Source organism: Chromohalobacter sp. 11-W (genome assembly GCF_029889905.1).
Lineage (GTDB): Bacteria > Pseudomonadota > Gammaproteobacteria > Pseudomonadales > Halomonadaceae > Chromohalobacter.
In genome coordinates this window covers 274,687-287,079 of the sequence record NZ_JARANZ010000003.1, presented here as the reverse complement: position 1 = coordinate 287,079, position 12,393 = coordinate 274,687, and the positions used below count along the sequence as shown (strand labels likewise).

12 protein-coding genes are annotated in these 12,393 nt (G+C 59.6%); 5 read left to right on the top strand and 7 right to left on the bottom strand.

Annotated features, from left to right (window positions below; translation table 11 throughout):
• Positions 1-33 precede the first annotated feature (33 nt).
• On the bottom strand, positions 34-1,137 hold the full coding sequence (gene dnaN / locus OP494_RS06360) for a DNA polymerase III subunit beta (protein ID WP_280539877.1): 1,104 nt from the start codon (positions 1,135-1,137) through the stop codon (positions 34-36).
• Positions 1,138-1,186: 49 nt separating this feature from the next.
• Entirely contained in the window at positions 1,187-2,674 is a 1,488-nt protein-coding gene (gene dnaA, locus OP494_RS06355) for a chromosomal replication initiator protein DnaA (protein ID WP_280539876.1), read from the bottom strand.
• Positions 2,675-3,264: 590 nt separating this feature from the next.
• Here dnaA and rpmH point away from each other — a divergent pair.
• From rpmH to mnmE, 4 genes are all read left to right on the top strand, one after another.
• Positions 3,265-3,399, top strand: a complete 135-nt coding sequence (gene rpmH / locus OP494_RS06350; protein ID WP_040240205.1) for a 50S ribosomal protein L34 — start codon at positions 3,265-3,267, stop codon at positions 3,397-3,399.
• Between the two features lie 11 nt (positions 3,400-3,410).
• Positions 3,411-3,797 carry a ribonuclease P protein component gene (rnpA, locus tag OP494_RS06345; RefSeq protein ID WP_178998863.1) on the top strand — a complete coding sequence of 129 codons (387 nt, stop codon included), beginning with the start codon at positions 3,411-3,413 and terminating at the stop codon, positions 3,795-3,797.
• A gap of 83 nt (positions 3,798-3,880) precedes the next feature.
• Entirely contained in the window at positions 3,881-5,578 is a 1,698-nt protein-coding gene (gene yidC, locus OP494_RS06340) for a membrane protein insertase YidC (protein WP_280539875.1), read from the top strand.
• A gap of 102 nt (positions 5,579-5,680) precedes the next feature.
• Complete coding sequence (gene mnmE / locus OP494_RS06335) at positions 5,681-7,057, top strand: tRNA uridine-5-carboxymethylaminomethyl(34) synthesis GTPase MnmE (protein ID WP_280539874.1); 1,377 nt, start codon at positions 5,681-5,683, stop codon at positions 7,055-7,057.
• 20 nt (positions 7,058-7,077) lie between these two features.
• Here the strand turns inward: mnmE and rarD are convergent, their stop codons facing one another.
• The gene (gene rarD / locus OP494_RS06330) at positions 7,078-7,998 is read right to left on the bottom strand and encodes an EamA family transporter RarD (RefSeq protein WP_280539873.1); all 921 of its coding nucleotides are present in this window, start codon (positions 7,996-7,998) and stop codon (positions 7,078-7,080) included.
• 106 nt (positions 7,999-8,104) lie between these two features.
• Here rarD and OP494_RS06325 point away from each other — a divergent pair, with 106 nt between their 5' ends.
• On the top strand, positions 8,105-8,557 hold the full coding sequence (locus OP494_RS06325) for an Lrp/AsnC family transcriptional regulator (protein WP_280539872.1): 453 nt from the start codon (positions 8,105-8,107) through the stop codon (positions 8,555-8,557).
• A 38-nt stretch (positions 8,558-8,595) separates the two neighbouring features.
• Here OP494_RS06325 and rlmJ read toward each other — a convergent pair whose 3' ends face one another.
• The 4 genes from rlmJ to rdgB all read right to left on the bottom strand — a co-directional run bounded on the left by rlmJ (position 8,596) and on the right by rdgB (position 12,070).
• The gene (gene rlmJ / locus OP494_RS06320; RefSeq protein WP_280539871.1) at positions 8,596-9,441 is read right to left on the bottom strand and encodes a 23S rRNA (adenine(2030)-N(6))-methyltransferase RlmJ; all 846 of its coding nucleotides are present in this window, start codon (positions 9,439-9,441) and stop codon (positions 8,596-8,598) included.
• Positions 9,442-9,549: 108 nt separating this feature from the next.
• On the bottom strand, positions 9,550-10,230 hold the full coding sequence (locus OP494_RS06315) for an OmpA family protein (protein ID WP_280539870.1): 681 nt from the start codon (positions 10,228-10,230) through the stop codon (positions 9,550-9,552).
• Between the two features lie 68 nt (positions 10,231-10,298).
• Positions 10,299-11,468, bottom strand: a complete 1,170-nt coding sequence (gene hemW, locus OP494_RS06310) for a radical SAM family heme chaperone HemW (RefSeq protein WP_280539868.1) — start codon at positions 11,466-11,468, stop codon at positions 10,299-10,301.
• Positions 11,465-12,070, bottom strand: coding sequence for an RdgB/HAM1 family non-canonical purine NTP pyrophosphatase (gene rdgB, locus OP494_RS06305; protein WP_280539971.1), 606 nt, complete (start codon positions 12,068-12,070; stop codon positions 11,465-11,467). The genes hemW and rdgB overlap by 4 nt, the downstream gene beginning before the upstream one ends.
• Positions 12,071-12,393: the final 323 nt, after the last annotated feature.

Genomic DNA, 12,393 nt, shown 5'->3' with positions numbered 1-12,393 from the left:
AGACGTGCATGAGTGAAAGAGCAGCGCAGGCGATCAGAGGCGCATCGGCATGACCACATACATGGCATCGCCACCACCCGGTTCTTCCAGCAGTGCGCTGCTGTTGGGGTCGGACAGCGTCATTTGTACGCGATCGGCATCGAGCACGCCGAGCACATCCACGAGATAGCCGACATTGAACCCCACCTCCAAGGTGTCGCCTTCATACTCGATGGCCACGTTTTCTTCGGCTTCTTCCTGTTCGGGGTTGTTGGCCGTCACACGTAGATTGTGCTCTTCGAGATTGAGCCGGACCCCGCGATATTTCTCGTTGGAGAGAATAGCGGTACGCGACAACACCTGCCGCAACTCGCCACGCTCGGCGATGACGACTTTATCACCGCCCCGCGGAACCACGCGCTCGTAATCGGGGAACTTGCCGTCGACCAGCTTGGAAGTAAAGGTGAAATCCCCGGTTTGAGCACGCAGATGCGTGCCACCGATGGTGAGTTCCACCGGCTCATCGCTGCCATCCAGCAAGCGCGCCAATTCGAGAATGCCCTTGCGCGGCACGATGAGCTTCTGCGACGGCTCGACGTCGACCTCGGCGCTACGTGCGCATACCGCCAAGCGGTGACCGTCGGTCGCCACCGTGCGCACCAGGTGATGGCCAAACTCGAGCAGCATACCGTTCAGGTAGTAACGCACATCTTGCTGCGCCATGGCGAAAGAGGTCGCATCGATCAAGTGCTTGAGCGTGCCGCGCGTCAAGGTCAAGGTTGTATCGCTTTGACTTCCCTCGATATTCGGGAATTCCGCCACCGGCAACGTCGACAAGGTGAAGCGTGAACGCCCCGCACGAAGCACTGCACGCCCCTCTTCGAGCGTAAAGGTGATATCGGTCTTCTCGGGCAACGACTTGCAGATATCCATTAGCTTACGCGCCGGCACTGTCGCCGAGCCCGGCTCATCGACGTGATGCGGGGCGGTGCGGCCGATCAGCTCGACTTCGAGGTCCGTACCGGTCAGTGCCAACTGGGTGTCACGTACCTCGAGCAGCACGTTGGACAGCACCGGCAGGGTCTGGCGACGCTCGACGACGCCGGCGACCAGCGACAGTGGACGCAAAAGGTCTTCGCGGGTGATGGTAAATCTCATGGGCTCCACTCTCGTCCTGGGGTCCAAGGGAATATTCTGGCCGCCATGCTCAACTGGTCAGCAGCCGCAACAGGTTCTTGTAGTCCTCGCGGATATCCGCGCTTTCTTCCTTGAGTGTCTGCACCTTTCGGCAAGCATGCAGCACCGTGGTGTGATCGCGCCCCCCAAAGGCATCGCCGATTTCGGGCAAGCTGTGGTTGGTCAATTCCTTGGCCAATGCCATGGCGACCTGTCGCGGACGCGCCACTGAACGCGAACGACGCTTGGAGAGAAGATCCGCTAGCTTGATCTTATAATACTCCGCCACCGTGCGCTGAATGTTGTCGACGCCGACCTGCTTGTCCTGCAGGGCCAGCAGGTCCTTGAGCGACTCGCGGATGAAATCTTGGGTGATCGGCTTGCCCATGAAGTGCGAGTCGGCGATGACCTTTTTCAATGCCCCTTCAAGCTCACGCACGTTGGAACGAATCTTCTGTGCAATGAAGAACGCTGCATCGTGCGGCAGGTCGACCTTGGCCTGGTCGGCCTTTTTCATCAAGATCGCCACGCGGGTTTCCAGCTCAGGCGGCTCGATGGCCACCGTCAGCCCCCAGCCGAAGCGCGACTTGAGGCGTTCTTCCACCCCGCTGATTTCCTTGGGGTAGCGATCCGAGGTAAGGATCATCTGCTGACCGCCCTCGAGCAACGCATTGAACGTATGGAAGAATTCTTCCTGCGAGCGCTCCTTGCCAGCGAAAAACTGGATGTCGTCGATCAGCAGTGCATCCACGCTGCGGTAGAATCGCTTGAAATCGTTGATGGCGTTGAGCTGCAGCGCCTTGACCATATCAGCCACGAAACGCTCTGAGTGCAGATAAACCACCTTGGCGTTTTCCCGCTGGCCGGCCAGATGATTGCCTACCGCATGCATGAGGTGCGTCTTACCCAAGCCGACACCACCGTACAGGAACAGCGGATTGTAGGCACCACCGGGGTTTTCGGACACCTGACGCGAAGCGGCACGCGCAAGCTGGTTCGATTTACCCTCGACGAAGGTTTCGAAGGTAAAATTGGGATTGAGCCCACTCTGGTGCTTGAGGCTCCCTTCCACCTGCACCTGACGCTCGCCACCTCCACGGCGCGAGGAATCCTCGCGCTCACGCATGCGATCGATTTCCTGTTCATCCGCATAATCGCCCCGGGCTCTCGGTGCATGCACGGCAGGCGGCGTCTCGGGGGGACGCGAGGTATTCATGGACGCCGCCGATACCGGTGCCCCGAGATCACGCGGCGACGACATGGCCACGTTGCGGCGGCTGCCGACCGTCAGCTGCACCTTGGGCGGCTTGCCGGATGCAAGCTCCCTCAGCAACTCATTGATACGCTTCAGGTATTTATCATTGACCCAGTCACGCACGAAGCGATTGGGCGCCAGCAGACACAGCTCGTTGGCGTCACCGTCCTCCGCCTGCAAGGGGCGAATCCAGGTGTTGAACTGCTGAGAGCTCAGCTCATCCTGAAGAAAGTTGAGGCATTGCTGCCAGAGAGCGACCGACACACGACCTCACCTAGCGTTGATGAATGGCCGGCTATTGTATCGTTCGACGCCCGGGTTATCCACATGGATGCCGAGTCTCTTTTCCTGTGGAAAACCCACCCCATAACTCAGCGCACAACGTGTCCGTGACACGTGGAGATGTCGTAGGGTGTGTAGAAATCGCCACTTACCCACAATGCTACCGACAGCTTACCCACCGCTTCCCCGCCTTTTCCTCACAGATCCAAGAACATCTCACATCATTGTTAATAAAGGTAAAAATATGGTTATCCACAAATAATATCCCCACTATTAATAACAACATCAGTTAGTACAACTTCAATAATGATAATAGCTTGATCGTTTCGCCCAAGAGCAGGCCGACAAGCGACGAGCGAACAAACAAGCATCCGCTCGGGCCGACCGCCTCGGCACATGCCGAGCCCCCGCCGCCGTAACAAAACAGGTGTGGATAAAAGCGCCGGAAAAATTGCACCTGCCCCAGGGATTCACTAGAATTGCCGGTCTTGAGCCGAATACCGCCTGGTGCAAACGTACCGGGCTCTTCAGTTTCAAATCGTTTCCAAACAACCACGTGAGAATTCGCAGCTATGAAGCGCACTTTTCAACCGAGCGTCCTAAAGCGCAAGCGCGTGCACGGCTTCCGTGCTCGCATGGCCACCCAGAACGGCCGCCAGGTGCTGGCGCGTCGTCGTGCCAAAGGTCGCAAGCGTCTGAGCGCCTGACTGGACAACGAATGTCCGATCAGGGCTTTCCCCGGCGGCGGCGACTGCTAACCGCCGGGGACTATCAGCACGTCTTCGCTCACGCGTCCTTCAAGGTGCACGGCAAGGGCCTTTTGATGCTTGCGCGTCCCAATGCTCTCGGTGAACCGCGAGTGGGGCTCGTATTTAGCAAGAAGAACGTACGTCGTGCTGTCGACCGTAACCGTCTGAAACGCCTCGTCCGTGAATCTTTTCGTCTCCAGCAGCATCGTCTCCCCGCCGTAGATATCATCGTTCTCGCTCGGCGTGGGGCTCATGAGCTGGATAACGATACCTTGCATCGCCAATTGCACGGCATGTGGCGACGCCTGGAAAAAGACGTACGCAAGCAGTCGGTCTCGTCCACGCCATCCCCTTGATCGGCATTTCTCCGCCACGTTCCACCGTGGCCGCAGTGCCGGTCGGGACGTGACGTCAGAATGTATCACCGGGCAGAATCCTTATGGACGTAAAACGACTCCTACTCGTCATCCCGCTCGCGGTACTCGCCTATCTACTGGTCATTCAGTGGAACGCGGATTATGGGCAAAACAGCGTCGAACAACGCGCACCTGAAAGCGTTACCCAGGATACGTCCGATAGTAACGCCGACAGCGACAGCCTTTCGGTTCCCACGTCCAACAGCAGCGGTAACGGTGCCTCATCGCAAGAGGCCGCCGACATGCCTGGCGCGGACGGGCAAACCGACGCGGACGGCTTGATCGAGGTACGCACCGACACGCTGGATATTCGCATCGATCCTCGTGGCGGCGATGTCGTCTATGCCGCGCTACCCAAGCACCATGAGTCCTTGAATAGCGAGCAACCCTTCGTTCTCCTCAGCGACAACAACGTGCGCAGCTACGTTGCCAAGTCGGGGCTGCAATTGGAGGGCCATGATGGGCGCATCGATTTCTCTTCCGAGCAAATGCAATATTCGCTTGGCGACGATCAAGACAGCCTAAGCGTCGACCTCACGGCCGAGGTCAATGGCGTGGACATCATCAAGCGTTATACCTTCGATCGCGACAGTTACGCCGTCAATGTCGAGTACCGACTCGATAACCAGAGCGAAACGCCTATCTCCGCGCGTTTCGTCGGCCAGCTTGCTCGCGACAATAGCGCCGATCCCAGCCAGGGCGGCGGCCCTATGAGCATGAAGTCGTTCCTCGGCGCGACCTTCTCCACGCAAGAAAGCAACTACGAGAAGATCGACTTCGATGACATTCGTGAAGGCAACTTCAAGAATGTCAACTCCGAGGGCGGCTGGGTCGCCATGATCCAGCACTACTTCACCTCGGCGTGGGTCCCGGTACAGAGCCAAGAGAATCTTTATTACGCCAATATCGATTCCCGTGATCGCAACGTCGCCGCGTTTGCCGGTCCCTCCAAGCAGGTCCAGCCCGGCGGCGAAACCACTCTGGCCGCGACGCTCTACATGGGGCCCAAGATTCAGGACCGCCTGGAAGCCATCGCGCCTCACCTGGAGTTGACCGTCGACTTCGGGTGGTTATGGTTCATCGCCAATCCGCTGTTCTGGCTGCTGGCGAAGATTCATGGCCTGATCGGTAACTGGGGCTGGTCGATCGTGCTGCTTACGGTCGTCGTGAAGATCGTGCTCTTCCCGCTCTCCGCCAAGGCCTACAAGTCGATGGCGAAGATGCGCAAGATGGGCCCGGAGATGAAGCGCATCAAGGAACAGTACGGCGACGACCGGCAGAAGATGTCGCAGGAGATGATGAAGTTCTACCAGAAGGAGAAGATCAATCCTCTGGGGGGCTGCCTGCCCATCGTCGTGCAGATGCCGGTCTTCATCGCCTTGTACTGGATGTTGCTGGAATCCGTGGAACTGCGTCATGCGCCCTTCATGCTGTGGATAAATGACCTTTCGGCCCAGGATCCCTACTTCATCCTGCCGATCATCATGGGCGCCTCGATGTTCGTTCAGCAGTTGCTGAATCCGACACCGCCGGATCCCATGCAGGCCAAGATCATGAAGATGCTGCCTGTGGTCTTCACGTTCTTCTTCCTGTGGTTCCCGGCCGGCCTGGTGATCTACTGGATCTGCAACAACGTCATTTCGATCCTTCAGCAGTGGATCATCACGCGCAAGATCGAAAGTGACGGCGAAACGGGAAAAGCCAGTAAAGCCAAGAGCTGACGGCCCTTTCCGTTTACCATCCGATCAGACCCCCGCCTCGGCGGGGGTCTGGCGTTTTGGGCCTACCACCGGGACAATACCGGCAACGAGTCGGAGATCAACATGACCGCTACGCCGCTCTATCGCCAAGACACCATCGCCGCCATCGCCACGCCCCCCGGACGTGGCGGGGTCGGCATCGTGCGCATCTCGGGTCCCGCCAGTCGCACGCTGGCCGAGGGTTTCCTCGGCCATTGCCCAGCGCCGCGTCACGCGCAGTACGGCCCATTTCGCAACGCCGACGACGGTGTCATCGACGAAGGCATCGCAATTTTCTTCCCCGGCCCCCACTCCTTTACCGGTGAGGATGTTCTTGAACTGCAAGGGCATGGCGGGCCGGTGATCATGGACCTGCTCCTCGAACGCTGTGTCACGCTGGGCGCCCGCCTGGCGCGCCCTGGCGAGTTTTCCGAACGCGCCTTCCTCAACGACAAGCTCGACCTGGCCCAGGCCGAGGCCATCGCCGATCTGATCGATGCCAGCTCCCGCGCCGCCGCCGAAAACGCCCTGCGCTCGCTGCAGGGCGAATTCTCGACGCGCGTCGCAGCGCTCGTCGACAAGCTGATCGAGTTACGCATGTTCGTCGAAGCCGCCATCGACTTTCCCGAGGAGGAGATCGACTTCCTCGCCGACGGCAAGGTAGCGGCGATGCTTAACGACGTGCACACCATGCTCGGCGAGGTACGTGCCGCCGCCGGGCAAGGGGCATTGATGCGCGAAGGCATGAACGTGGTCATCGCCGGACGCCCCAATGCCGGCAAGTCGAGCCTGCTCAACGCACTGACCGAACGCGACAGCGCCATCGTCACCGACATCGAAGGCACCACCCGTGACGTATTGCGCGAATACATTCATCTGGATGGCATGCCACTGCACGTCATCGACACCGCCGGGTTACGCGACACGCCGGATGCCATCGAGAAAATCGGGGTTGCCCGCGCTTGGGAAGAAATCGAGAAGGCCGACCGCGTGCTGCTATTGGTCGATGCAGCGACCACGACCCAGACCGACCCCATGCAACTCTGGCCGGAATTCGTCGCACGCCTCCCCCATCCCGAGCGCCTGACGCTGGTGCGTAACAAGATCGACGAAAGCGGCGAGAATGCCGTGAGTGATTTATCCACAACCCCACCATTGGTGCGCATGTCCGCCATCACTGGAGAGGGTGTGGATAACCTGAAGGATCATCTCAAGACGGTGATGGGCTTCGATGCCACCACCGAAGGACGTTTCTCGGCGCGCCGGCGCCACCTCGACGCCCTCGACCGCGCCGGTCAGGCCCTCGACAACGGCATCGCCCAGCTACAGGGGCACGGGGCCGGTGAACTGCTCGCCGAGGACCTCCGTGAAGCGCAACACGCGCTCGCCGAAATCACCGGCGAATTCACCGCCGACGACCTACTCGGTGAAATCTTCGGCAGCTTCTGCATCGGCAAGTAAGGGCGTAGCGTGGTGCGCGGTCATTCCGCCACGGGGGCAGTCTTTTCAGGCGCGTAGCGGCGGTTGTGCAAGCCCCAAGCGCCTTCCACCATGAGCACCACTACCGCCAGCCAGATCGCGATATAGGTCGGCCATTCGCGGGGATCAATGACCTCGCCCAAAAGCAGCGAAACACCCAGTAGCAGCACGGGTTCAACGTAAACCAGCAGGCCGAACAGGCTCAGATTGAGCAGCGGGGCGGAGAGCGCCTGAAACCCTAAAGCGAGCGCGCTGAGCAGTCCAAGCCCCGTCACCAGCCCGATAGCCTCGATATTGATCGCTTCTGTCATATGGCCGCCAGCAAGAATAAACCAAAGGCATGCCGGCAGGCTCAGTAGCATATCCAGCCATAGCCCGCCGATGTGGTTGGTATCGGTTTTACGCCGCAGCCAAAAATAGGCCGGATAGCCTACGCATACCGCCAGGGTTGGCCATGCCAGCGTTTGCGATATGGCCAACTGATTGACAATGCCCGCCACCGCCAGCAGGCAGGCAACTTTCTGAAAGCCTGTCAGGCGGTCGCCGAACGCGATGCGCCCGATAACCACCATGATGATCGGCATCATGAAGTAGCCCAGCGACACCGCAAGGCCATGGCCATTGCCCGGCGCCCACATGAATAGCCAGAGCTGAGCGCCCAGCAGGAACGCTGACGCCAGCCGGGTGGCCCAGAAGTAGCGCTCTGCTATCAGGCGCCGGCCAAGAGTGGTTATTTGCGCCCCATAGCCCCGCCACAGAATAAACAGGCTCAGGCAGGGAAAGGTCAGCAGAATCCGCCAGCCGTAGATCTCGCCGCCCTCCATGGCCGGCAGCAGAGCGGTATAGGCAAACAGTAAAGCAAACAGGGCCGAGGCAATCACGTTCAGCGTGACGCCAGCGATTGTAGTGGAGTCCGTGCGCATAAGCTGCTTCCGGTCGGGAATTCAGCGCTATTTTATTGCAGCACCCTTGATAAAGGCGCTTGTATTACCTACCGTCAGCGATAAATTTTCTCACCTGAATATCCTGATGACGCTGGATAACTTTGACTACACCCTGCTTGAACTTTTGCAGAAAGATTGCCAGACGCCGCTTCGCGAGCTGGCCGAAATGGTCCACCTGTCGACGGCTTCCATTCAGCGGCGCATACAGAAGCTCAAGAACGGCGGTTTTATACAGGCAAACGTTGCCGTGCTCGATCCAGACCGCCTGGGTCAGGTGATTACTCTGCTGGTGGAGGTACAGGCGGATAAGACCCACGCCGCTGATCTGGCGCAGCTCAAGACCCATTTTTCCGGACCTGAGATTCAGCAGTGTTACTACGTGACCGGTGAAGCGGATTTCATGCTGATACTGCTAGTGCCCAGCATGAGTCGGTTTCAAGAACTCTGCGACGCGCTGTTTCACAACAACCCCAACGTCAAATGGTTCAGAACCATCGTTGTATTGGATCGGGTTAAAGTCTCGCAGGAAGTGATTTAGCCAGCCATTTCCACAGAACTTGCCTTGCCTAGCCACGCCTACTCCTCGACCCACCACTGCGACGCATGCGTGGCTTCGTCCCCCAGACAGCGTACGACGCGCGCCAGGCTGTCATCGAGCTGCGTATCCACCCCCCAGGGCGGATTGAAGATCAGCATGCCGCTACCGTACATGCCATGCGTGGCATCGCCGGGCGGATGCAGAAGCAGCTCGCTGCGCCAGACCTTGCGCACTCCGCTATGCCGGACGGCATCGAGCAGGTCGTGATGACGCCCGCTGGGCAATAACGGATACCAGATCAAGACGATGGCGTGACGCACCTTGGCGGACACGGCCTGCAACGTCGTCGCGACGTCGACATATTCCTGCTTGAGTTCGTAACTGGGATCGATGAGCACACAAAGGCGGGGCGTCGCCGGCGGCAAAGAGGCACGCAGGCCAGCCAGCCCATCCGCGTGGAAACGTCGCGCCTGGTCAGGCCACGCTTGGGTTTCGAGATGGTTCGACTCGCCCGGGTGAAGCTCGTACAGGTCGAGGCGATCCTGCACCCGACATGCCTGAGACAACCACCAGGGCGAGCCCGGATAGTGGCTGAGCCGAGGCGACGCCTGTACCGCACCAAGTTGCTCGCACCATGGACCCAGAAATGCGTCGTCGGCAAGGCGCTCGCGCGCCGCCCAGAGACTCGCCACGCCGTGGCGATACTCCTTGAGGCGCTGCGTTTCCTCGGCATCAAGGGGATACAGCCCGCGTCCGGCATGCGTATCCACATACGTAACAGGAGAAGGTTTACGTAATAGATGGCGCAGAACGGCGAACATGGCGAGATGTTTGTGAACGTCGGCGAAATTGCCGGCGTGGTAGGCGTGCTGATAGGCGAGCATGAAAGTTTCCGAAACGACGTGAAGCGCGAAGGGAGCCCACGTCAGGGGCGCTGATGAACCTGGCAGGCCAGGCCGGTGTGAACCGGCCTGGCACGCTGCCGTGGTCGCTTAGCTCTGCTGAGTGACAGGCGTCAGCGTGATTTCGACACGCCGGTTCTGGGCACGGCCGCTTTCAGTATCATTGCTGGCGACGGGTTGGCTTTCGCCGTAGCCGACCGTGGCGATACGATTGCCGGCGATGCCTCCCTGACCGAGATAATCGGCCACGGACTGCGCGCGACGCTCCGACAGGCGCTGGTTGTAGTCGGCGCTACCGGTGCTGTCGGTGTAGCCTGCCACGTTGATCCGTGTCTTGGGATACTCGCGCATGACGGCGGTGGCATCGTTGAGTGCCTGCCGAGCGGGCGTCCGCAGCTCACTGGAGTCGACCGCGAAGGTCACGCTGCTAGGCATGTTGAGGACGATGTTGTCGCCCTGACGATCGACCCCGATACCGGTCCCGTCGAGATCCTGGCGCAGCTTTTCTTCTTGAGCATCCATGTAGGCACCCACACCGCCACCGATGGCTGCCCCGGCAGTCGCCCCGATCAACGCACGGTCACGGGTGCTGCTGCTGCCGTCCCCGGTCAGCGCGCCGGCAATTGCGCCCACCGCGGCACCGATGCCCGCACCACCGAATGTCTTGCCGTGGTCGCTCTGTTGGCCGCCGGTTTGCGCATCGTTGCTTGCACAACCCGTGACACCAATCGCCAGAGCCAGCGGAATCGCCATCCATATCGAGCGTTGCATGCGTCCTTTCTCCTTAGCTGTAATGCGTTTCGTAAAACGTTCTAGCGTTCCTGCTATCGAAACGTTTGTCACTGCTCATCGCAAAGCGCGAGCAGGTCGTTCAAGAATAACAGTCCATGAGGCGATGCCTGTAGACGCTGCGCCGGATCACGCAGTAATCCCTTGGCCTGGGCCTCTTCCAGTCGTGCGTCGAGCAGTGTATCAGTCTGTCCGCTCCGCTCGCGCCAATAATGTCGCGGAACGCCCTCGGTGAGACGCAGGGCGTTCATCAAAAACTCCAGCGGCAAATCCTGCGTTTCGAGAGCGCGTCGTCCGGCAACGAAACCGCGTGGATCCTGTGCGCGCCGCAGATAGGCTTCCGGCTGACGCACCTTCCAGCGTCGTTCGATGGCCAGGCTGCCATCGGGCTGCCAAGCACTCAACTTGCCGTGCGCTCCGGCCCCGATGCCGAGATAGTCGCCGAACGTCCAGTAGTTGAGGTTATGGCGCGCCTGGCGATCGGGACGCGTGTAGGCGGAAATCTCGTAGCGTTGATAACCCGCCGCCTCGAGCCGCGCATGCCCAGCCTCCTGGATATCGCACAGGACGTCTTCATCGGGCAAGCGCGGGGGCTGTGAGTAGAACTCGGTATTGGGCTCGAGCGTGAGCTGATACCAGGAGATATGTTCGGGCGCCAATGCCAGCGCCCGATCGATATCTGCCAGAGCATCTTCCACGCCCTGCTCGGGAAGGCCGTGCATTAGATCGAGGTTGATGTTATCGAATCCCGCCGCGCGCGCGTTACGCAGCGCCTGAGCGGCTTCATCGCCGCCATGAATGCGCCCCAGACGCTCGAGCTGGAGAGACTGGAAACTCTGCACCCCCAGCGACAGGCGATTGATGCCGGCCTCGCGATACGCCGCGAAGCGGTCGTGCTCCACGGCTCCGGGATTGGCTTCGAGGGTGATCTCGATATCCTCAGCAAACGGCAAGCGTGCCTCTATCGCCTGCAACAGACGCCGATACGCCGCACCGCTCAGCAGGCTGGGGGTGCCGCCGCCGATGAAGATGCTCACCAGCTCGCGGCCGCTGGCCAACGCCAACTCCGCGTCCAGATCATCGAGCAGGGCATCGACATAAGCGCGTTCGGGTAGCGTGCGATCATGGCCCACACCATGCGAGTTGAAATCGCAATATGGGCATTTGCGCACGCACCAGGGCACATGCACATAGAGCGACAAGGGAGGCAGAGTCGTCATGAGTCGGCGGACAGTTGGGCAAGCAGCGCGGTCATGGCACGCCCCCGATGGCTGAGCCGATTCTTGTCCTCGGCGGGTAGCTCCGCGGCGCTCATGCCGCGTTCCGGCACCCAGAAGAGTGAATCGTAGCCGAAACCTCCCTCGCCTCGCGGATGCGCCAGGATTTCTCCTTCCCAGGCGCACTGCACGATATGCGGCACCGGGTCCTCGGCGTGACGCAAGTACACCAGTACGCACCAGAATCGCGCGGTGCGCTGTCCTTCCGGCACCGCGTCGAGGACTTCCAGAAGTTTGCGGTTATTGGCGGCATCATCCTTGGGTTCGCCCGCGAAACGCGCCGAGTAAATCCCCGGCGCGCCATACAAGGCGTCGACATCCAGGCCCGAGTCGTCGGCGAGAGCGGGACATCCGCTTACCCGTGAGGCTTCGCGGGCCTTGAGCAGGGCGTTCTCGACGAAGGTCAGGCCGGTTTCCTCGACCTCGGACACGGCGAAGTCGTGTTGGGGGCGCACCTCCAGCCCCAAAGGGCCCAGCAAGTGCTGGAATTCACGCAACTTGCCGGCATTGCCGCTGGCCAGTACCAGGGTCTTTCGATCCGCCATCATGCTTCCTCCTTATCGCTCGGCCACTCATTCTACGGGCCGCTCTACGGTCGGGAAACCACTCTGACCGTTAATTAATATATCTTTTAAAACAATATGTTAATGACGTAAATGAAATTTCTCATACTTTTGAGTCACTATTTGCCTAATATAAATGAGCGGCATGACTGAAATTTCTCTTCGCCCACCCACACCGTGCTCATCGAGGTACTCGCGAGCCCCATCCAACCACTTGATGCGACTATAAAATTAATAAAAGTTATAAAATATAAAGATTATATTCTTTTAAGTTTTAAGATACCGGGATTACTGTCTATTTACAA

What these genes read in the sequence shown, in the direction of transcription:
- dnaN (WP_280539877.1), bottom strand. Translation starts at nt 1,137, where the DNA reads ATGAGATTTACCATCACCCGCGAAGACCTTTTGCGTCCACTGTCGCTG.
- rpmH (WP_040240205.1), top strand. Translation starts at nt 3,265, where the DNA reads ATGAAGCGCACTTTTCAACCGAGCGTCCTAAAGCGCAAGCGCGTGCAC.
- rnpA (WP_178998863.1), top strand. Translation starts at nt 3,411, where the DNA reads ATGTCCGATCAGGGCTTTCCCCGGCGGCGGCGACTGCTAACCGCCGGG.
- yidC (WP_280539875.1), top strand. Translation starts at nt 3,881, where the DNA reads ATGGACGTAAAACGACTCCTACTCGTCATCCCGCTCGCGGTACTCGCC.
- mnmE (WP_280539874.1), top strand. Translation starts at nt 5,681, where the DNA reads ATGACCGCTACGCCGCTCTATCGCCAAGACACCATCGCCGCCATCGCC.
- rarD (WP_280539873.1), bottom strand. Translation starts at nt 7,998, where the DNA reads ATGCGCACGGACTCCACTACAATCGCTGGCGTCACGCTGAACGTGATT.
- OP494_RS06325 (WP_280539872.1), top strand. Translation starts at nt 8,105, where the DNA reads ATGACGCTGGATAACTTTGACTACACCCTGCTTGAACTTTTGCAGAAA.
- rlmJ (WP_280539871.1), bottom strand. Translation starts at nt 9,441, where the DNA reads ATGCTCGCCTATCAGCACGCCTACCACGCCGGCAATTTCGCCGACGTT.
- OP494_RS06315 (WP_280539870.1), bottom strand. Translation starts at nt 10,230, where the DNA reads ATGCAACGCTCGATATGGATGGCGATTCCGCTGGCTCTGGCGATTGGT.
- hemW (WP_280539868.1), bottom strand. Translation starts at nt 11,468, where the DNA reads ATGACGACTCTGCCTCCCTTGTCGCTCTATGTGCATGTGCCCTGGTGC.
- rdgB (WP_280539971.1), bottom strand. Translation starts at nt 12,070, where the DNA reads ATGGCGGATCGAAAGACCCTGGTACTGGCCAGCGGCAATGCCGGCAAG.